General features: G+C 66.1%; 18 protein-coding genes. 5 read left to right on the top strand and 13 right to left on the bottom strand.

The window, feature by feature from the left end:
- The first annotated feature begins 3 nt into the window (after positions 1-3).
- Together ACCQ08_RS00640 and ACCQ08_RS00635 are read left to right on the top strand one after the other, a co-directional pair.
- Positions 4-642, top strand: a complete 639-nt coding sequence (locus ACCQ08_RS00640) for an RraA family protein (protein ID WP_373448570.1) — start codon at positions 4-6, stop codon at positions 640-642.
- Positions 639-1,859, top strand: a complete 1,221-nt coding sequence (locus tag ACCQ08_RS00635) for a pyridoxal phosphate-dependent aminotransferase (RefSeq protein ID WP_373448569.1) — start codon at positions 639-641, stop codon at positions 1,857-1,859. The genes ACCQ08_RS00640 and ACCQ08_RS00635 overlap by 4 nt, the downstream gene beginning before the upstream one ends.
- 10 nt (positions 1,860-1,869) lie before the next feature.
- Here ACCQ08_RS00635 and ACCQ08_RS00630 read toward each other — a convergent pair whose 3' ends face one another.
- Positions 1,870-2,358 (bottom strand): DUF4124 domain-containing protein, encoded by a 489-nt coding sequence (locus ACCQ08_RS00630; RefSeq protein WP_373448568.1) that lies wholly within the window; start codon positions 2,356-2,358, stop codon positions 1,870-1,872.
- 21 nt (positions 2,359-2,379) lie between these two features.
- The gene (locus tag ACCQ08_RS00625) at positions 2,380-3,315 is read right to left on the bottom strand and encodes a restriction endonuclease (protein ID WP_373448567.1); all 936 of its coding nucleotides are present in this window, start codon (positions 3,313-3,315) and stop codon (positions 2,380-2,382) included.
- 314 nt (positions 3,316-3,629) lie between these two features.
- On the opposite strand from ACCQ08_RS00625, the gene ACCQ08_RS00620 reads away from it, so the two are divergent.
- Together ACCQ08_RS00620 and ACCQ08_RS00615 are read left to right on the top strand one after the other, a co-directional pair.
- Positions 3,630-6,122, top strand: coding sequence for a TonB-dependent siderophore receptor (locus tag ACCQ08_RS00620; RefSeq protein ID WP_373448566.1), 2,493 nt, complete (start codon positions 3,630-3,632; stop codon positions 6,120-6,122).
- A gap of 7 nt (positions 6,123-6,129) precedes the next feature.
- Positions 6,130-7,071 carry an alpha/beta hydrolase gene (locus ACCQ08_RS00615; RefSeq protein WP_373448565.1) on the top strand — a complete coding sequence of 314 codons (942 nt, stop codon included), beginning with the start codon at positions 6,130-6,132 and terminating at the stop codon, positions 7,069-7,071.
- Between the two features lie 57 nt (positions 7,072-7,128).
- Here the strand turns inward: ACCQ08_RS00615 and ACCQ08_RS00610 are convergent, their stop codons facing one another.
- The 9 genes from ACCQ08_RS00610 to ACCQ08_RS00570 form a co-directional block, all read right to left on the bottom strand.
- A complete protein-coding gene (locus ACCQ08_RS00610) occupies positions 7,129-8,046 on the bottom strand; it encodes an SMP-30/gluconolactonase/LRE family protein (protein WP_373448564.1) in 918 nt (305 codons plus the stop codon).
- A 57-nt stretch (positions 8,047-8,103) separates the two neighbouring features.
- The gene (locus tag ACCQ08_RS00605; protein WP_373448563.1) at positions 8,104-9,003 is read right to left on the bottom strand and encodes an amidohydrolase; all 900 of its coding nucleotides are present in this window, start codon (positions 9,001-9,003) and stop codon (positions 8,104-8,106) included.
- A 60-nt stretch (positions 9,004-9,063) separates the two neighbouring features.
- On the bottom strand, positions 9,064-10,020 hold the full coding sequence (locus tag ACCQ08_RS00600) for a tripartite tricarboxylate transporter substrate binding protein (protein ID WP_373448562.1): 957 nt from the start codon (positions 10,018-10,020) through the stop codon (positions 9,064-9,066).
- A 47-nt stretch (positions 10,021-10,067) separates the two neighbouring features.
- Positions 10,068-11,060 (bottom strand): Bug family tripartite tricarboxylate transporter substrate binding protein, encoded by a 993-nt coding sequence (locus tag ACCQ08_RS00595; RefSeq protein ID WP_373448561.1) that lies wholly within the window; start codon positions 11,058-11,060, stop codon positions 10,068-10,070.
- A 15-nt stretch (positions 11,061-11,075) separates the two neighbouring features.
- A complete protein-coding gene (locus tag ACCQ08_RS00590) occupies positions 11,076-12,083 on the bottom strand; it encodes a tripartite tricarboxylate transporter substrate binding protein (protein ID WP_373448560.1) in 1,008 nt (335 codons plus the stop codon).
- Positions 12,084-12,223: 140 nt separating this feature from the next.
- Positions 12,224-13,153, bottom strand: coding sequence for an NAD(P)-dependent oxidoreductase (locus ACCQ08_RS00585; RefSeq protein ID WP_373448559.1), 930 nt, complete (start codon positions 13,151-13,153; stop codon positions 12,224-12,226).
- Complete coding sequence (locus ACCQ08_RS00580) at positions 13,150-13,836, bottom strand: RraA family protein (protein ID WP_373448558.1); 687 nt, start codon at positions 13,834-13,836, stop codon at positions 13,150-13,152. Before ACCQ08_RS00580 ends, ACCQ08_RS00585 begins: the two co-directional genes overlap by 4 nt.
- Before the next feature lie 256 nt (positions 13,837-14,092).
- Positions 14,093-15,097: a Bug family tripartite tricarboxylate transporter substrate binding protein gene (locus tag ACCQ08_RS00575; RefSeq protein ID WP_373448557.1), complete on the bottom strand. Its 1,005-nt coding sequence runs from the start codon at positions 15,095-15,097 to the stop codon at positions 14,093-14,095.
- Positions 15,098-15,138: 41 nt separating this feature from the next.
- Positions 15,139-15,396, bottom strand: a complete 258-nt coding sequence (locus tag ACCQ08_RS00570) for a hypothetical protein (RefSeq protein WP_373448556.1) — start codon at positions 15,394-15,396, stop codon at positions 15,139-15,141.
- Here ACCQ08_RS00570 and ACCQ08_RS00565 point away from each other — a divergent pair.
- Entirely contained in the window at positions 15,395-16,087 is a 693-nt protein-coding gene (locus ACCQ08_RS00565; protein WP_239812667.1) for an IclR family transcriptional regulator, read from the top strand. The genes ACCQ08_RS00570 and ACCQ08_RS00565 overlap by 2 nt on opposite strands.
- A gap of 66 nt (positions 16,088-16,153) precedes the next feature.
- Here ACCQ08_RS00565 and gudD read toward each other — a convergent pair whose 3' ends face one another.
- Complete coding sequence (gudD, locus tag ACCQ08_RS00560; RefSeq protein WP_312834608.1) at positions 16,154-17,506, bottom strand: glucarate dehydratase; 1,353 nt, start codon at positions 17,504-17,506, stop codon at positions 16,154-16,156.
- Between the two features lie 74 nt (positions 17,507-17,580).
- Entirely contained in the window at positions 17,581-18,543 is a 963-nt protein-coding gene (locus ACCQ08_RS00555) for a Bug family tripartite tricarboxylate transporter substrate binding protein (RefSeq protein WP_373448826.1), read from the bottom strand.
- Between the last annotated feature and the right edge of the window lie 19 nt (positions 18,544-18,562).

The following is an 18,562-nucleotide window of genomic DNA, read 5'->3' as shown; positions in this document are numbered from 1 at the left end:
GCCATGACCACGCTTTACGCAGCAGAGCAGCTGGCCCAGGCCTGCACGCTGGGAACCTCCACGTTGTTCGAGGCCTCGGGCCTGAGCACCAGCGCCGCCGATGCCGCCATCCGTCCCATATGGGCGGGTGCGTCGGTGGCCGGCCCCGCGTATCCGCTGGAATGCGCACCTGGCGACAACCTGTCCATCCATATTGCGATGGAGCAGGCGCCGCGTGGCAGCATCCTTGTGATCTCTACCAGTGGCTTTGTCGCTGGCTATTGGGGGGAGGTATTGACCGTCGCGGCAGAGGCTGCAGGTATTGCCGGCCTGGTCATTGACGGGGGCGTACGCGACATTGCGGCCCTTACAGCCCGGCGTTTCGCGGTGTTCTCGCGCGGCATCTCGATGCGCGGCACCATCAAGGCCAGTGCGCCGTCGGTCGGGCAGCCCATCAGCTTTACTGGCACGCCGGTGGCAGCCGGTGACCTGGTCGTGGCCGATGACGATGGGGTGCTGGTGATACCGGCTGCCCACGCCGAGCGCTGCCTGGCCCAGGGCCAATTGCGTGCCGACAAGGAAGCGCGGATGATGCAGGCGCTGCAAGGCGGGCAATCCACGTTGGAGCTGATGGGCCTGACCCGCTGGAGGGTGCAGCAATGAATACCCCTGTGCATGGTTTGAATCGCTTCCTGGCCCAGGCCAAACCATCGGCCACCTACCGGGTCATGGACCGTGTGGCAATGCGCCGCGCCGCCGGCGCGCAGGTCATATCGCTGTGCGCCGGTGAGCCCGACTTTGACAGGCCGGCCCATATCTGCGAGGCAGGCATTGCCGCCATCCGTGCCGGCCACACCCGCTATACGCAGGTGGCTGGCCTGCGCGATCTGCGCGAAGCGGTGGCTGCGAAGTTCAAGCAGGACAATGGACTGGCCGTGGATTGGCGGCGCAACACCCTGGTGTGCAGCGGTGGCAAGCAGGTGATCTTCAACGCCTTGGCTGCCACGTTGAACGAGGGCGATGAGGTCATCGTCCCTGCACCGTACTGGGTCAGCTACCCCGAAATCGTGCAGCTCTGTGGCGGCAAGGCCGTAGCAGTGCCCTGCACGGCGCAGACCGGTTTCAAGCTCAGCGCCGATGCGCTGGAAGCCGCGATCACCGCCCGTACCCGTTGCCTGATCCTGAACTCGCCCTCCAACCCCACCGGTGCGGTCTACAGCCGTGCCGAGCTGCAGGCACTGGCAGAAGTGCTGCTGGGCCACCCGCAAGTGCTGGTGATCGCCGACGATATCTACGAGCACCTGGTGTTTGACGGCATCGCCTTTCACACCATAGCCCAGGTGGAGCCGCTTCTGCGCGACCGGGTGCTGACGATGAACGGTGTCTCCAAGGCCTATGCGATGACGGGGTGGCGCATCGGTTTTTGCACGGGCCCGGCCTGGCTGATCGAGGCCATGGAAAAGCTGCAGGGCCAGCAGACCTCTGGCGCTTGCAGCATCTCCCAGCATGCGGCGCTGGCCGCGTTGACGGGGCCGCAGGATTTTGTGCGCGGCGCGCGTGCGGTGTTCCAAAGGCGCAGGGACCTGGTGGTGAAGATGCTGAACCAGGCCCCAGGCCTGCAGTGCGACGTACCGCAGGGTGCGTTCTATGCGTTTGCCTCCTGCGAGGCGCTGATCGGCAAAACTACCCGCGCTGGCACCCTGCTGCGCAGCGATGAAGACCTTGTCAACGCGCTGCTCGATGAGGCCGGCGTGGCGGCCGTGCATGGCAGTGCCTTTGGCATGGGGCCGTATGTCCGTGTGGCCTATGCGCTGGATGATGCGGCACTGCGGCAGGCGGGCGAGGCCATTGCCCAGTTCTGCAGGACGCTCAGCAACTAAGTCCTGGCGGTTAGCAGTTCAGATCATGGAAGCGCTTGCGCGCCTTGTACAGATCGACCTCGGCTTGGGCCAGGTCGTTGGCCGCCGCAGTTTGCACGGCCTGTTTGAGCCCGGGCAGGTGGTTGTCCAAACGCGCGCATTCCAGCTTGTCTGCGGGGCTGAGCTTGAAGCGGCGCTGGTAGACGCGGTACTCATCGGCGTTCATTCCTGTCAGGGGCTGGAAGGCCTCCGCAAAGGCAGCGTTGCGTTCGGCACGCTGCACGTCCTGGCCCTTGCGGCTCTTGCCGGTCATCTTGTCCATGCCCTGGGTAGGAGTGGCGTCGATTTCCGTCGCGCCTACACAGGGCGCATCCGAGTAGCTCACGCGCCCGGCCGTTTCGCAGCGGTAGACCGGGTTTTGCGCGAAGGCAGGCGCGGCGCAGCAGACCAGGGCCAGCAATAGCAGCGAGCGCGTGGATTGGCCAAGGCTTGCATGGCGACGGTTGGACAACAAGCGCATCGATAGACCTTTAGCTAGCCTTCATGCTGCCGCAAGCGTGCCACGGCAACCCGGGAAGGTCGAGCAGCCCCAGAAGGATTTACCGGCATGGGCACCCTGGCGTGCGGTGCGCAGCTCCATCGCGGCGCTGCAGCGCGGGCAGGCCGGTGGGGCCGGCGCCAGGCTTGGCGCTGCGGGCGCTGCAGGCGCTGTGGCAGAGGCAGTCGCAACGGCGGCCCTTGCGGGCGCAGCGGCCGGGGTGCCGCTGGCGTGGGCCGCCTTGGGCCCCTTCACCAGCGATTGCCGCGCTTGCTGCACCATCGCAAACAGCTGGTGGCCATCGACCAAGCTGATATTGCGGCCCCGTGCAAAGTCCCGCGCATCGTTGCTGAACCGCCCGGAGGTGACCACAAAGCCGCCTGTCGCGCCCCGTGCCGCCATGACACCATACAGCTCACGCACGGTGGCAACGCCCACGCGCTGGGCCTTCCACTGCTTGCACTGCACGAGAAATTTTTCGCTGCCCTTGAGCAGTACCAGGTCCACGCCGCCATCGGGCCCGTTGCCGCCCAGCTCGATGATGCGAAAGCCCTGCAGGCGGTAGGCCTCGCCCACCAGCAATTCAAACTCGCGCCAGCTGATGCCGTCGAGCGCGGCGGCGTCCTGCGCCTGTGCCACCGTGCTGACGAGGGCCTTGCGCTGCTTTCTGCGCCAGGCCGACATCGCGGCAGCTATCAGGCACATCAGCGGCAGCAGGTACTGGCCGATCGAAGCGAGCCCAAAGATAAGGCCCTTCTGAACGGTAGCCACCACCATGTCGCTGGGGCGGCCTGCCAGCTCTGCCGTTGGCGGCACCACCGCCAGACCGTGCAGAAACACATAGCTGGCCGCCGCCAGTGCCACACAGATCCACCAGGGAAGCAGCGCCAGCAGATCCAGCATGTCTTCAAACCCGCTGCTTTTCTTGCGTCTTGCCATAGTGTCCCCCTGTCGTTGTTTGCTGATGGATGCCTGTCTGGATGGGAGTGCACGGCGTGAAACGCTGCGCGCAGACCACCAGGCGCCTTGTATTACAAAATGTATCTTTGTGGTCTTACGCTTGGCTGACGCGCTGGCCTGGGGCATCGCCTGGGGGACAGAGGGCGCAACGACGGCTGGTGTTGGGGATGGGAAAATTTTTTCAACTATTTTTCAGTGCAGGTGATCACTTTTGGGATCTCGTTCGGTGTACAGGGCAATGGCGCCATGCAGTGCCGCTTTCTTTTCCCAGACCATCACCAGGACGACGACCCATGACTCTCTCTTCCCACCGCTGCCGCCGGCACCGCGAGCGCTTTGCGCTGGCTTTGCTGCACGGCGCAATCCGCGCCACCCTGGCTGGGGGCAGCGCTGCAGGCCTGGCGCTGGCGGCACCCTGGGCCCTGGCGGCAGAGCCGGCAGCCGGCGCCAGGCACTACGCCATTGCAGCGGGCCCGCTGTCCGATGTGCTGGCGCAGTACGCGGCAACGGCCGGTGTGCAGCTGGTGTTTGAGCCGTCCACCCTGGCGGGCCTGCGCAGCAGTGGCCTGCAAGGCAGCTATGGCGAGGCGGAGGGCTTTGCCCAGCTGCTGCGCGGCCGTGGCTTTGAGGTGGTCAAGCAAGGTGGCGCGACCTATGTGCTGCGCAAGCTGCCGGCTGCCAGCACGGGGGCAGCGGCCAGCACGGGGGCATCGGACATGACCCTGAACACGGTCACCGTGACGGCAGCGGCCCACCGCAGCGGCACTACCGAAGGTACCGGCAGCTATGCGGCAACCCAGTCCAGCACCAGCTCCAAACTGAACCTGAGCCAACGCGAAACCCCGCAGACCCTGACGGTGATCACCCGCGAGCAGATGGACGATGCCGGCATGACCTCGGTCGATGACGCGCTGCGCGCAGTGAGCGGCGTGTTTGCGGTCGATGGCGGCAGCATTGGCAGCAATTACTACAGCCGGGGCTTTAGCATGCAGGCCCAGGTCGATGGCATGGCCACGCCTTCGGGCATCGACAGCGGCAACCGCTCGCCCAAGTTCGACAGTGCCTTTGTCGACCGGGTCGAGGTGCTGCAAGGCGCGGCCGGTTTGCCGGCCGGCGCAGGCAGCCCGGGCGGCACGGTCAACATGGTGCTCAAGCGCCCGACCGATACTTTCCAGGCGCAGGGCGAGGTGCAATTGGGTTCGTGGAAGGAGCGGCGCCTGGTGGGCGATGTGTCCGGCCCGCTGATTGACTCGGGTGTGATCCGGGGCCGCCTGGTGGCCGTGTCGGATAACAGCGAGTCCTTCACCGACTATGTCTACCGCGACCGCTATGCGGGCTACGGCATTGTCGAGGCCGACCTGGGCCCCACGACCACGTTGAGCGCCAGCGTGCAGCTGCAAAAGGACACCAGCCGGGGCCATTTTGGCGTGCCGCTGGCGGCCGATGGCAGCGACGCCGGCCTGTCGCGCTCGTCCTTCTGGGGTGATGCCGACCACCGCTCGGTGCGCGACTACAACATCTACACCGTGGGCCTGAGCCAGCAACTGGCCGGCGCCTGGAGCCTGAAGGCCAACTACGCCTGGCAGAAGACCAATAACGACATCGACAACTTCAGCAGCCTCTCGGGCAGCTTGAACCCTGTTACCGGCGATGGCCTCTTCATCGGTAGCCGCCAGCGCAACTACACCTCGGTGATGCATGCCAATGTGGTCGATGTCTATGCCACCGGCCCCTTTGATTTTCTGGGCCGCCGCCATGCGCTGACCCTGGGCGTCAACGGCACCAGCTACCGCGACGAGAACGCCGGCACCGGCTACTCGTCCACCACGCCGATCAATGTCTACCGCTTTGACCCCGAAGGCCTGGGCCCCATCCCCGATGGCCTGCGCGCATCGACCAGCAAGACCAAGACCAGCAATTTGGGCGTCTATGGTGTCGCGCGCTGGAGCCTGACCGACTCGCTCAAGCTGATCACCGGCACCCGCATCAGCAACTACGAACGCAAGAACAGCTTGACCGGCGTCGTGGCCCCCAAGGAAAAGGGCGTGGTCACGCCGTATGCAGGGCTGGTCTATGACATCAATGCGCAGTACTCGGCCTATTTCAGCTACTCGGACATCTTCAACCCCCAGACCAACCGCAGCCAGGATGGCAATGTGCTCGACCCGGTGGTGGGTGCCAACTACGAAGTGGGTATCAAGGGCGAGCTGCTGAATAAGCGCCTCAATGTGTCGGCCGCGCTGTTCCGCCTGGCGCAGTCCAACCTGGCGGTGCTTGATGATTCGGTGCCCAACAACCCCAGCAATGCCTGCGGTGGTGCCTGCTACACCGCAGCGGGCAAGGTCGTCAGCCAGGGTATTGACCTGGGCGTGAACGGCCAGGTGAGCCGCGCGCTGAACCTGGCAGCGGGCTATACCTATACCTCGGCCGAGTATGTGGCCGGCCCGCAAAAGGACCAGCGCTTCCGCACTGAGCAGCCGCGCCACAGCATGCGTCTGGCCGCGAACTACCAGCTGCCGGGCACCCAGTGGTCGCTGGGCGGCAATGTGTCTGCCACCAGCAAGGCCTATAAAAACGGCGGCTCGGGCGCCAATGCCTGGACCATCGAGCAGGGCGCGCTGGTGCTGGTGGGCCTGAACGCCAAGTACCGCATCACCCCCAAGACCCAGCTGAATCTGGTCGTCAGCAACCTGACGGACCGCAGCTACCGCCACCTGTATGGCCGCGAGTACGCGCCGTTTGGCGAGCCGCGCAAGTTCAGTGCTAACCTGCGCCATGATTTCTAAGCCAGCCATGCGCTTGTCCACCCTCCACCAAGGCGCCTGCGCGGCGCTGCTGGCCGGCTTGCTGGCCACGGCGCCGCAGGCGAGGGCGCAAACCGCCCAGCAGGGCGCTGCAGCCGATGCAGCCGCTGCGGCCACGCCCAGCAACGCAGCTACCCCCGCAAGCCCCTATGTGATGCCCGCCACCCAGGTCTGGGACATGCCATCGGACAACGGCGAGCTCTACCGCATCTTTGTCTCCGCGCCTGAGAAAGGCGAGCCCCCCAAGGGCGGCTACCCGGTGCTCTATGTGCTCGATGGCAATGCCTACTTTGGCTCGTTCGCGCATGCGCGCTGGGTGCAGGACTACCTGCCTGTTGGCAAGGCCATCATCGTCGGCGTGGGCTACCCGGGCGACAAGCCCTGGGATGTGCGCCGCATGGCCGACTACACGGCGCAGCTGCGCGAGCCGCTGTCGCCCGAAGTGCGCCCTTTTGCCCAATACAAAAGCGGTGCGCGCGCGCCGTTTCTGGATTTCCTGACCGGCAAGCTGCGCAGCGAAATCGCCCAGCGCTACCCCGTCAACCTGGAGCGCCAGTCGCTGTTCGGCCATTCATTTGGCGGGCTGTTCGCGCTCTACGCGCTGTACGAGCGTCCCCAGGCCTTTGAGGCGATTGTGGCCGCCAGCCCCTCGATGGAGTGGAACGGCCAGAGCATTCTGGACGAGGAGCGCGCGTTCCGCGACAAGGTGCAGGCCGGCAAGGTGGGGGCCACCAGCCGCCTGATGGTGGTCGTGGGCGACCGCGATGCCGATGGCGATCCCGAATCGGCCCGCACGCTGGCCGGGCGCCTGGAAGCGCTGTCCGGCTGGGGCCTGCGCGTGCGGTTGCAGCGCTATCCCAACGAGGTGCATGCCAGCGTGCCCGCGCAGGCGGCCAATGACACGCTGCGCTTTGCGTTTACCTTGCGCTAGGGTGTTAAAGCTAAACCTGCCCTCAGTGGGATGGACGCGGATCGCCCGAGGCCGCGCTCAGACCCCCTGGTGAATCGGCAGGCCGGCGGTGGCCATGCTTGCCGTCAAGATGCGGCCATAGGTGGAATCCGTGACAAACAGCTGTTTGCGATCAGCACCCCCAAAGGCCAGGTTGGTGGTGGAGCTGCCCTTGATGCCGCAGAGCACCTGCACCGGCTCGGCCAGGTGGTTCAGCACCCAGACATAGCCCAGGCCCGGGTTGGCCACCAGCACATGGCCCTGGGCATCGACGGCCAGGCCATCAGGGCCGCTGGGCCCGTACGAGGTGAAGAACTGGCTCACCTTGGCAACGCTGCCATCGGGCAGCAGGGGCATACGCCAGACGCAGTTGCCCCGGGTCACCGCCAAATACAGCACGCGGCCATCGGGTGACAGCGCCACGCCATTGGGGCTGGGCACATGGTTCAGCAGCAGATCGAGCTGGCCATTGGGCCGCAGGCGGTACAGGCGGCCGCTCGGGTCATGCAGGCCGCTCTGGCCCTGGTCGGTAAAGTACAGGTTGCCGTCAGCATCAAAAATCAGGTCGTTCACGCCCTTGAAGCGCTCGCTGTTGCGGCGCTCCAGATAGGGCGTCACCGCGCCGCTGGCCACCTCCAGCTGCATCAGGCCGTTCTTGTAGTCGGTGATCAGCAGCTTGCCCGGGGCCAGAAACTTCAGGCCATTGGGCTCGCCGTCATACTCGGCTACCAGGCTCCACTGGCCTTGCGCATCGATGCGAAAAATGCGGCCCCAGGGGATATCGCTGACATAGAGGTTGCCGGCCTCGTCAAACACCGGGCCTTCCAGAAACGAATCGGTAATCGTGCCGGCTCGGTTGGCATCGGCCCAGGCGCTGCGCTCGCGGCGGCGAAAGGACTCGGGCATGGCGCTGAAGGTCTCCAGGGTGCGGACTTCAGGGGATTGCAGCAGAAACATGGGCTAGCCTTCTTGGCATCAAAAACGGTTGGTGGGGGAGCAGGATCTTGCCAGGGTTCAGCAAGGCTGAAAGCCGTAGAGCTGGGCGGGGTTGTCCACCAGAATGCGGTCCATCATCGCATCCGAAGCCGACCAGGCCTGCAGCAGGTTGACCAGGTCCGTGTCGTTGACGGTGCCCGGCCGCTCGGTGGTGTGCGGCCAGTCCGAGCCCCACACCAGGCGCTCGGGCGCGGCCTGCACAAGGGCGCGGCCCAGTGGCACGGTATCGGCATAGCTGGGGCCCTGCACCTGGGAGCGCATATAGGCGCCAGAGAGCTTGACCCAGCACCGGCCACCATCGAGCAAGCGGCGTAGCACACCATAGGCCTCGGCCGATGGGCCTTCGGCCGGATCCATGCGGCCCAGATGGTCGATCACCAAAGGTACGGGCAGCTGCTGCAGCACCGGCTGCAGTTCGATGATCTGCGCCGCCTCGGCAAACACCTGGATATGCCAGCCGGCACAGTCCGGGTGGCGCGCCAGCTTCTGCGCCAGGGTCTGCAGCATCCCGGGCGTGGTGGTGCCCCAGGATTGGGGCGAGACAAAGTTCACCCGCAGCCCGCAGACGCGCCGCGTGGCCAGGCGGGCCAGCTCGGCATCGCCCACATCGGAATCCACCACCGCCACGCCGCGCGCGCTGCCGCCCAGTTGGTCGAGGGCATCCAAGGTGCAGGCATTGTCGGTGCCATAGGTGGAGGGCGTGACAACCACTGTGCGCGAGGTGCCCAGGCGCTGCTGCAGCTGGCGGTAGGCGGCTACCGGCGCATCAGGCGGCCTGCGCGGCCAGTGTGCCGACGGCGCAAAGCGCGTGTCGAAGATGTGCATATGGCTGTCGCAGGCCAGCGCCGGCAGGCTGCGCACGGGCCGGTTCAGGCCGACCGAATGCGGGACAGGGGTGGAGAGATCAGGCAAGGTCATCGCAGTGCAGGCGTTTCATGAAGGCGGGCTGGCCGCTGCAGCAGCAGCCAGTGGGCTGGCTTAATCGAGTTTGATATTGCCTTTTTTCACCACCTCGCCCCATTTGGCATCTTCCTTTTTCAGAAAGGCGCTGAACTCTGCCGGCGTCGAGCCTACGGGCTGCGCGCCCAGGTCTGCCAGGCGCTGCTGCACCTCAGGCTCCTTCAACACCTCGGCAACCGCCTGGTGCAGTTGCTGGGAGATGGCGTCTGGCGTACCAGCGGGCAGCAGCACGCCATTCCATTCATAGGCTTCGTAGCCGGGGATGACGGTCTCGGCCACCGTGGGCACATCGGGCAGGCGGGCCGAGCGCTGGGGCGAAGAGACGGCCAGCGCACGCAGCTTGCCACCGCTCACCAATGGGGAGGAGGCGGCCACGGTGGCGAACATGAAGTCCACCTGCCCGCCCATCACATCGGCAATCGCCGGGCCACCACTCTTGTAGGGCACATGCACCATGTCCAGGCCCAGCTTCTGGCGGAACAGCTCGGCCGCCAGGCGCTGCACCGTGCCGCTGCCGCCCGATGCAAAGTTGATCCTGCCCGGTTCGGCCTTGGCCTTGGCGATCAGGTCGTTGACGTTCTTCAGCGGCGACTCTGTCTTCACCACCAGCGCATTGGGCGCCAGCAGCACCAGCGACAGCGGTTGCAACGCATTGGCGGCGTAGGGCATCTTGGCAAACAGATGCGGGTTGACCGAGTAGGGCGTCGCGTCATAGAGCATGGTGTAGCCATCGGCCTTGGCCTTGGCCACAAAGCTCGCGCCAATGGTGCCGCTGGCGCCGGCCTTGTTCTCGACGATCACGCTGGTGCCCAGCTTGGCGCCCATGCGGGTGGCCAGCACGCGGGCCACCGCATCGGCTGCGCCGCCCGGCGCGTAGGGCACGACGATGGTGATCGGGCGCTCGGGGAAGGCGGCATGCGCCATCGTGGCGGCCAGTGCGCAAGCGGCGATCAGCGGTTGGATAAAGCGGGGCATGTTGTCTCCTGAAGGGGTCTAGGTATGTCTGGGGTGCGAGGTCTGGGTCAATCGGCTTTGAGGTTCAGGTCACGGGCAATCTGGGTATAGGTCGTCACTTCGCGCGCCATCTGGCTGCCAAAGGCCTGGCCGCAGATCGAGTCGGCATCCAGGCCCAGGCTGTGCAGCTTCTCCACCGTGGCGGCGTTGCCGGCAAAGTCGCGGGCGGCTTTTTCCAGCTGCTGGGCAATGGCGGCGGGCAGGCCGGCAGGCGCCATCACGCCGTACCAGACATCGGCTGCATACTTGCCGCCACCGGCCTCGGCAAAGGTGGGCACATCGGGCAGCAGCGAAGACCGCTTGGGCGATGCCACAGCCAGCGCGGTCAGCTTGCCACTCTTGATCTGCGGCAGCACCGAGCCCAGGGTCGCAAACGAGCTGTCGAGCTGCCCGCCCATCAGATCGGTCACCACCGGGGCGGCGCCCTTGTAAGGCACATGGTTCAGTTGCAGGCCATTGGCGCGGGCAAACATCTCGGTCGCAAAGTGGCCGGAGCTGCCCATGCCGGCGGTGCCGGCCGTCGTGCGGCCGGGCTCCTTGCGGGCGCGGGCCATGTAATCGGCGAGGCTCTTGACCGGCAAGCCCGGCTGCACCACCAACACCGTCGGGCTGGTGCTGACGGTGCACAGCGGCAGGAACGACTGGACCGCATCAAACTTGACCCGGCCGCTGTATAGGCCCGGAATCATCGTGTGGTTGGTCGCAGCAAACAGCAAGGTATAGCCATCGGCCGGCGCACTGGCCACCGCTTGCGCGGCCAGGATGGTGTTGGCGCCAGGCTTGTTGTCCACCACAAAAGGCTGGCCCAAGTTGCGGCCTGCGTAGTCGGCAAAGGCGCGGGCCACCACATCGGTGGGGCCGCCGGCCGCAAAACCCACCACCAGCCGCACCGGCTTGGCCGGGTAGGCAGGGGTTTGCGCAAAGCTGGCGCCGGCCGCCAGCGCTGCCGCTACCACCAGCGTAGGCAGCGCCAGTGCGGGCAGATTTCTCTTATTGAACATGTGCTTGTCTCTTTCTCAATCCATGCGAATGCCACTGGCGCGGACCACACCGGCCCATTTGGCGGTCTCGGCCTGCACAAAGCTCGTGAATGCCTGCGCGCTGGAGCCTACGCCTTGTACCCCCAGTTCGGCAAAGCGTTTCTGCATCTCGGGGCTGGCCACGATGGCGCGGGTTTCGGCCTCCAGCCGCTGCAGCACCGGTTGGGGCGTGCCAGCAGGGGCGAACAGGCCGTTCCACTCGTTCACCTCAAAACCGGCCAGGCCGGATTCGGCCATCGTCGGCACTGGCTCCCAGCCTTCGCTGCGCTGGGCCGAGGTGATCGCCAGCGCGCGCAGTTTGCCGCCTTTGACAAAGGGGCCGCTGGCCGTGGTGGCGCTGAACATCACATCCACCTGGCCGCCGATCAGGTCGGTCAGCGCCGGTGCGCCGCCGCGATAGGGGATATGTGTCATCTCCAGCTTGGCGCCTTGCTTGTACAGCTCGGCGGCCAGATGCTGCGCGCCGCCGTTGCCGGCCGAGGCATAGCTGAGCTTGCCCGGTGCGGCTTGTGCGGCGCGGCCCAGGTCGGCCACCGAATGCAGTGCCGAGTTGGCCGGCACCACCAGCAGCAAGGGCACCTGGTTGATCAGCGAGATGGGTGCGAAATCCCTGGCCGGCTGGTAGGGCAGTTTGGCGAACAGGCTGGGGTTGACGGTAAAGGCCGTCGCATCGAGCAGCAGCGTATAGCCATCGGGCGCAGACTTGGCCACGGCCGCCGCGCCAATGGTGCCGCTGCCGCCGGGGCGGTTGTCTACTATTACCTGTTGGCCCAGCCGGTTGCCCAGCTGCGTGGCCAGCAGACGCGCAGTGTTGTCGGCATTGCCGCCGGGCGGGTAGGGCACGACGAGCTTGATGGGCTTGTCGGGCCAGGGGCTCTGCGCCTGGGCGGGCAGCGCAGCGGCAATGCCTGCAGTGAAGGCGGCGGCCGCCAGCGCCTGGGTCGCTAGCGCCATCGGCCAGCGGCGGTTAAAAACCTGCTTCATGGTTGTCTCCTGTGTGGCTCAGGGGTTCGGTAGCGGGCCGCATGCTTGCAGCCTCTTGGTGTGTGTGGACCGGGACCATGCCCGGCCCGATTTGCAGCACGGGCAAACAACGCTGGCTTGCCCGTGCTCCCGCCAGCGCTTCAGGCGGTGGCTGGCGCCTTGGCCAGCACCGCCAGCAGGTTCTGCGCCGCGCCCACGCCCATGTTCACGTAGGCATCGCTGGTCACACCGCCGATGTGGGGGCTGAGGATAAAGTGCGGCTCGCGCTGGAACGGGTGGCCGGCGACCATCGGCTCCACCGCAAAGCTGTCCAGGCCGGCAGCCATTACCTGGCCGGCGCGCACGGCATCGAGCAAGGCGGCCTCGTCGATCAGGCCACCGCGTGCGGTGTTGACGACGATGACGCCACGCTTGCACTGCGCCAACGTGGTGGCGTTGAGCATGCCCCGGTTCTCGTCGGTCAGCGGGCAGTGCAGCGAGATCGCATCGGCCTCGCGCCAGATCGTGTCCAGGTCCACGCTCTGCACATAGGCCGGCAGGTTCTTCGCAAAGGGGTCAAAGCCGATCACGCGCATGCCCAGCGCATCGGCCATCTTGGCAAAGCGCAGGCCGATGGCGCCCAGCCCCACGAGGCCGACGGTGCGGCCACCCAGCTCCAGGCTCTTGTGCGTGGCCTTGTCCCAGTGGCCGGCATGCATGCGGGCATCCAGCGCGACGACCGACTTGGCACAGGCCAGCAGCAGCGCCAAGGCCTGCTCGGCCACGGCCGCAGCATTGGCGCCCACGGCGGCTACGACTTCAATGCCGCGCGCCTTGGCCGCGACTTTGTCGATGGTGTCGGTGCCGCTGCCGTGCTTGGAGATCACCTTGAGCGACGGCGCCGCATCCATCACCGCCTCACCCACCTTGCCGTAGCGCACGATGATGGCGGCCGGGTCATGCTGTTTGGCCAGTGCGACCAGGTCGTCTTCGGTCGGCGTTTTACCGGCGTAGATGATCTCGTAGCCGCCGAGCAGGTCCAGCGCTTGCTGCGCCAGATCGGCGCCAGTCACGATGATGCGGGGGTTCACAGCGATTCTCCTTCCTTGAGCACGCCGGCCGCACGCAGTGCAGCGGGCAGCCATGCCGATGCGGTGTCGCCACGGGCAATCGCGTCGATGCGGGCGGCTTCATCGGCGACCTTCTTGTCGGCCAGCGCCAGCATCGCAGGCGCCTTGGCGCGCTCGATCACGACCACGCCATCGGCGTCGCCGACGACCAGGTCACCGGGGTTGACGGTGGTGCCGCCGGCCGAGATGGGGTGGTTGATGCGGCCAGGCACAAACTTGGTGGGGCCGGCGGGGTTGAAGCCGGCGCTGAACACGGGAAAGTCCAGCGCCAGGATTTCGAGCTTGTCGCGGATGGCGCCGTCGACGATGACGCCGGCCAGGCCCCGCTTCTTGCAGGCGCTGAGCATCAAGGTGCCCATCAGCGCGGCCGTCTGGTCGCCCTTGCCATCGATCACCAGCACGTCGCCGGGTTGGGCCAGCGCAATGGCGGCGTGGATCATCAGGTTGTCGCCGGGGCGCACTTCGACCGTGAAGGCCGGGCCGGCGACCTGCATGTTGTGCTGCACCGGTGCAACCCGCGCATGCATGGTGCCGCGGCGGCCGGCCACGTCGGCCAGAATGGCGGCCTGGAAGCTGCCGGCCTTGGCAACGACCTCGGCGCTGACGCGCTCGATGTCACGGATGATGTCGGGAAGTTGGCTCATGGTGTGGGTCCGTTGGGAGGGATGGAGAAAAAAGGGGTTGGGCTGGCGCTGGGCGCTGCATGGGTCTTTCCGTGGTGGATGGCCTGCACTGCGTTGGCGGAGCCGGCGTTTTGCAGAGCACCCAGCGCTTGGGGGCAGGGCGCTGGGCTGCCCGCCGAGAAACGGACGGGCACAGCCAAGCTGGCGCAATGCATGGCGCGGTCTCTCAGCGGCTAGGGTGGAGGGGGCGGTGGTGCGGACCGGCTGTGCGGCAGTCTTAGTTCAGGCTGGCGCCCGAGTCCTTGACGATCTTGGCCCAGCGGGGTACTTCGGCGCGCATCAGCTTGCCGAAGTCTTCCGAGCTCCCGCCCAGGATGTCGCCGCCTTCGGAGCGCAGCTTTTCCTTGACATCCGGCTCGGCCAGCGCGGCATTGATGGCCTGGTTCAGCTTTTGCACCACGGCGTCGGGCGTGCCTGCTGGCGCGAGGATGCCAAACCAGGTGATCGCCTCAAAGCCCGCGCTGCCGGATTCGGCCATCGTCGGGGTGGAGGGCAGCTCGCCCGAGCGCTGCCTGGACGTGACCACCAACGGCTGGAGCTTGTCGTTGCGCACCTGGCCGATGAGCGAGGGGATTGATCCGACAAAGAGGTCGATCTGCCCGCCCGACAGGTCGGTGATGGCCTGCGCAATGCCCTTGTAGGGGACATGGCGCAGCTTGATGCCCACGGCTTGCTCAACCTGGGTGACGGCCAGGTGGGCGACGGTGCCGTTGCCGGAGTAGCCGACGGTGACGGTATCGGGCTTGGCCTTGGCGGCCTTCAGCACTTCGGCAATCGTATGCAGCGAGGTGCCGGCGCCGCTGACCATCAGGATCGGCGACGAGGAGACGAGGGCCACCGGGGTCAGGTTCTTCAGCGGGTCGTAGGGCAGCTTCTTGTACAGCGCCGGGTTGATGGCCAGGTTGCTGGTTTGGCCCATCACCAGGGTGTAGCCATCGGGGGCGGCCTTGGCGGCGGCATCCACCCCCAGGTTGCCACCGGCGCCGGGCCGGTTGTCGACGACGATGCTCCAGCCGTTTTTCTCGGTGATCTTTTGGGCGACGGCGCGCGCGATCATGTCGGTGCCGCCGCCAGGCGGAAAGGGCACCAGCAAACGAATCGGCTTGGCCGGGTAGTTGCTTTGGGCGTAGGCGCCGGTGGTTGCTGCCGCCAGCACTGCCGTACCCAGCACCAGTCTGCCCAGGCGCGCCGAGATCGAAATCGCTCGTGTCGTGATCGTCATACCTTGTCTCCGTATCGTTCTGTTGATTTATTCCTTTTGGTTCAAAACCTGTTCAAAGCCTCGATGACCAATCGGTGCGCCACTTTAAAAAAAAGTTTCAAGGGATACAATGCCGTTTCAACCAATGAAACACATTGCATGATGAGCAACCCTTCTCTGCGCCCCAAAAGCCCCCGTTCCAGGGCCCCAACCGCGCCCGTTGCTGCGCCGCCGCCGGTGCCTGAACCGGCTCCCGCCGAGGCCGTGCCAGAAGAGGGCGCGTCGTCCACCAGCACCGTCACGGCGGTGCTGCGTGCCATGCAATTGATAGACGCCTTTGCGTTGGGCGAATCCCATCTGCCACTGGCCGAGATGAGCCGGCGCTGCGGCCTGCACAAGACCACGGCGCTGCGCATTGCGCGCACCTTGGCGCAGGCGGGCTACCTGGTGCAGCGCGACGATGGCGACTGGCGCCTGGGCCCGGCAGCGGGCTGGCTGGGGGCGCGCTACCAGGCCGGTTTTGATGTGCAGAACGTGCTGGAGCCGGCGCTGCGCGCATTGACGATGGCGAGCGGCGAGAGCGCTGCCTTCTATGTGCGCGAAGGCAATGTACGCACCTGCCTGGTGCGGGTCGAAGGGCCGCAGGCCTTGCGCCACCATGCACGCATGGGCGAGGGCCTGCCGTTGGACAAAGGCTCTCCCGGGCGGGTGATTCTGGCGTTCTCCGGCGAGCCGGGGGATCTGTACGAAGCCATACGCCAGCGCGGCTACCACTGGTCGATTGGCGAGCGCGAGCAGGGTGTGGCCACCATTTCTGCGCCGGTGTTCGGCAAGCACTGGCGGCTGCTGGGCTCCGTCTGTGTGTCCGGTCCTGCATCGCGCCTGCCGCAGCACAAGCTGGAAGAGATGTCCAAGACCGTCATCGCGGCCGCCAATCAGATCTCCTACGAATTGGCAGGCAATGCGGGGCCTTCGGCAAGCCTGGTCCGGGCCAGCCACTGGCACCCCTGATTCCCGCGCGGATGCCCGTGGCGCATCCCCCGTGCTGCCTGCCGAACGGGGGATTGCCGCAGCGGCTTAGCGCACCATGCAAGGGCGCTTGTTGTCAAAGCGCCAGTTGGGCACCAGGTACTGCATTGCGATCGCATCATCGCGCGCGCCCAGGCCATGCTGCAGGTAGAGCTGGTGGGCGCGTTCCACCGCATCCATGTCCAGCTCGATGCCCAGGCCGCCCTTTTGCGGCAGCGCGATGTAGCCGCCGTTGATCTGCAGCGGTTGCTTGGTGAGGCCCTGGCCGTCCTGCCAGATCCAGTGCGTGTCGATGGCGGTGACCTTGCCGGGCGCGGCCGCGCCCACATGGGTGAACATGGCCAGCGACACATCGAAATGGTTGTTCGAATGCGAGCCCCAGGTCAGCCCAAAAGCCTGGCAGAGCTGGGCCACGCGTACCGAGCCCGACAGGGTCCAGAAATGCGGGTCGGCCAGCGGAATATCGACCGATTGCAGCGACAGCGAATGCGCCATCTGGCGCCAGTCGGTGGCGACCATGTTGGTCGCCGTGGGCAGACCGGTCGCACGGCGGAACTCGGCCATCACCTCGCGGCCGGAGAAACCTTCTTCGGCACCGCAGGGGTCTTCGGCATAGGCGAGGATGCCGTGCAAGTCGCGTGTGATGCGTACTGCATCCTTGAGCAACCAGCCGCCATTGGGGTCCAGGGTGATGCGGGCCTTGGGAAAGCGCTCGTGCAGCGCGCGGATCGCCTCGACCTCGTCCTCACCGCGCAGCACGCCGCCCTTGAGCTTGAAGTCTTCAAAGCCATAGCGTGCATAGGCGGCTTCGGCCAGCCGCACGATGGCCTGCGGGTCCATGGCTTTTTCATGGCGCAGGCGCTTCCAGTCGTCGGCCTCGTCGGGAAAGCTCTGGTAGGGCAGGTCGGTCAGGTTGCGGTCACCCACGTAAAACAAATAGCCCAGCATCTGCACCGAGGTGCGCTGCACGCCTTCGCCCAGCAACGCCGCCACTGGCACGCCCAGGTGCTGGCCCAGCAAATCCAGCAGGGCCGATTCGGCAGCGGTCACCGCATGGATGGTGGTGCGCAGGTCAAAGGTCTGCAGACCCCGGCCAGCGCTGTCGCGGTTCGCAAAGTTGCTGCGCATCGCGTTCAGCATCGCGTTGTAGTGGCCCACTGGCTGGCCCAGGATCAGCTCGCGTGCATCTTCCAGGGTGTTGCGAATGCTCTCGCCACCGGGCACCTCGCCGACGCCCGTGTGCCCTTCGCTGTCGGTCAGGATCAGCAGGTTGCGGGTGAAGAACGGCGCATGGGCGCCGCTCAGGTTGAGCAGCATGCTGTCATGCCCGGCCACGGGCACCACGCGGTAGCCGGTGATGCGGGGGGTGGAGCTGGGGGAGGCGGTGGGGGTGGCTTGCATGGTGGGCAAAGATGAAAAGTTGGGAGTTGCGCAGCGGGCGGATGGGCTGGCCCGCTGCGGGGGCAGTTCCGTGTTTATTGTGCGGTGATGTGGCCGGTGGTGATCACCTGCTTCCAACGCGCAAACTCCTTGCGCTGAAACTCGGTGAAGACCTCGGGGCTGTTGCCGACCACTTCCAGGCCCATGTCGGTGAACTGCTTGCTGACGGCAGGGTCATGCAGCGCTTTGACAATGCCGTCGTAGAGCTTGGCCTTGACATCGGCCGGCAGATTCTTGGGGGCGGCAAAGGCCTGCCAGGCATAGACGTCCATGCCATCGATGCCGGCCTCAGCCATCGTCGGCACATCGGGCAGCACGGCCGAGCGCTTGTTGCCCGTCACCGCAATCGCCTTGAGCTTGCCCGACTTGATGTGCGGGAACACGCTGTTCACGTTCTGGAACGACATGTCCACCTGGCTGCCCAGCAGATCGGCGGTGGCCGGCGCGCCGCCCTTGTAGGGCACATGCAGGCCCTTGGTGCCCGTCTTCTGCCAGAACAGCTCGGCGGTCAAGTGGTCCGACGAGCCCGCGCCCGAGGTCGCAAAACTGACCGTGTCGGGCTTGGCCTTGAGCATGGCGATGACGTCCTGCACGTTGTTGAACTTGGGCGCCAGACTGGGGTTGACCACCAGCACATTGGCCGTTTGTACCGCCACGGTGATGTAGCTGAAGTCGCGCGTCGGGTCATAGGGCAGGCCCTTGATCAGATGGGGCGCGACGACCAGCGGTGCCAAGGACGAGACCAGCAAGGTATAGCCATCGGCGGGGGCGCGCACCACCTGCGCGGCGCCAATGCTGCCGGTGGCTCCGGCCTTGTTTTCCACCACCACCGACTGGCCCCACTGCTGGCCCAGGTTGTTGCCAATCGCGCGCGCCACCGTGTCGGTCGCGCCGCCTGCGGGGAAGGGCACGATGATGGTGATCGGCTTGTCCGGCCAGGCCCAGGCGCTCGGGCTGGCGGCCAGGGCCGCAGCGCTGGCGCAGACGAGTGCCGCTATTTTTCTCCATCCGGTGGTG

The sequence above is a fragment of the Comamonas sp. SY3 genome (assembly GCF_041730275.1).
GTDB classification, from domain to species: Bacteria; Pseudomonadota; Gammaproteobacteria; order Burkholderiales; family Burkholderiaceae_C; genus Comamonas; species Comamonas sediminis.
The sequence above is the reverse complement of the archived record's forward strand: the minus strand, read 5'-3'. Positions and strand labels throughout refer to the sequence as shown.

Coding starts and splice junctions, on each gene's coding strand:
- ACCQ08_RS00640 (WP_373448570.1), top strand. CDS start 4: ATGACCACGCTTTACGCAGCAGAGCAGCTGGCCCAGGCCTGCACGCTG.
- ACCQ08_RS00635 (WP_373448569.1), top strand. CDS start 639: ATGAATACCCCTGTGCATGGTTTGAATCGCTTCCTGGCCCAGGCCAAA.
- ACCQ08_RS00630 (WP_373448568.1), bottom strand. CDS start 2,358: ATGCGCTTGTTGTCCAACCGTCGCCATGCAAGCCTTGGCCAATCCACG.
- ACCQ08_RS00625 (WP_373448567.1), bottom strand. CDS start 3,315: ATGGCAAGACGCAAGAAAAGCAGCGGGTTTGAAGACATGCTGGATCTG.
- ACCQ08_RS00620 (WP_373448566.1), top strand. CDS start 3,630: ATGACTCTCTCTTCCCACCGCTGCCGCCGGCACCGCGAGCGCTTTGCG.
- ACCQ08_RS00615 (WP_373448565.1), top strand. CDS start 6,130: ATGCGCTTGTCCACCCTCCACCAAGGCGCCTGCGCGGCGCTGCTGGCC.
- ACCQ08_RS00610 (WP_373448564.1), bottom strand. CDS start 8,046: ATGTTTCTGCTGCAATCCCCTGAAGTCCGCACCCTGGAGACCTTCAGC.
- ACCQ08_RS00605 (WP_373448563.1), bottom strand. CDS start 9,003: ATGACCTTGCCTGATCTCTCCACCCCTGTCCCGCATTCGGTCGGCCTG.
- ACCQ08_RS00600 (WP_373448562.1), bottom strand. CDS start 10,020: ATGCCCCGCTTTATCCAACCGCTGATCGCCGCTTGCGCACTGGCCGCC.
- ACCQ08_RS00595 (WP_373448561.1), bottom strand. CDS start 11,060: ATGTTCAATAAGAGAAATCTGCCCGCACTGGCGCTGCCTACGCTGGTG.
- ACCQ08_RS00590 (WP_373448560.1), bottom strand. CDS start 12,083: ATGAAGCAGGTTTTTAACCGCCGCTGGCCGATGGCGCTAGCGACCCAG.
- ACCQ08_RS00580 (WP_373448558.1), bottom strand. CDS start 13,836: ATGAGCCAACTTCCCGACATCATCCGTGACATCGAGCGCGTCAGCGCC.
- ACCQ08_RS00575 (WP_373448557.1), bottom strand. CDS start 15,097: ATGACGATCACGACACGAGCGATTTCGATCTCGGCGCGCCTGGGCAGA.
- ACCQ08_RS00565 (WP_239812667.1), top strand. CDS start 15,395: ATGCAATTGATAGACGCCTTTGCGTTGGGCGAATCCCATCTGCCACTG.
- ACCQ08_RS00570 (WP_373448556.1), bottom strand. CDS start 15,396: ATGGCACGCAGCACCGCCGTGACGGTGCTGGTGGACGACGCGCCCTCT.
- gudD (WP_312834608.1), bottom strand. CDS start 17,506: ATGCAAGCCACCCCCACCGCCTCCCCCAGCTCCACCCCCCGCATCACC.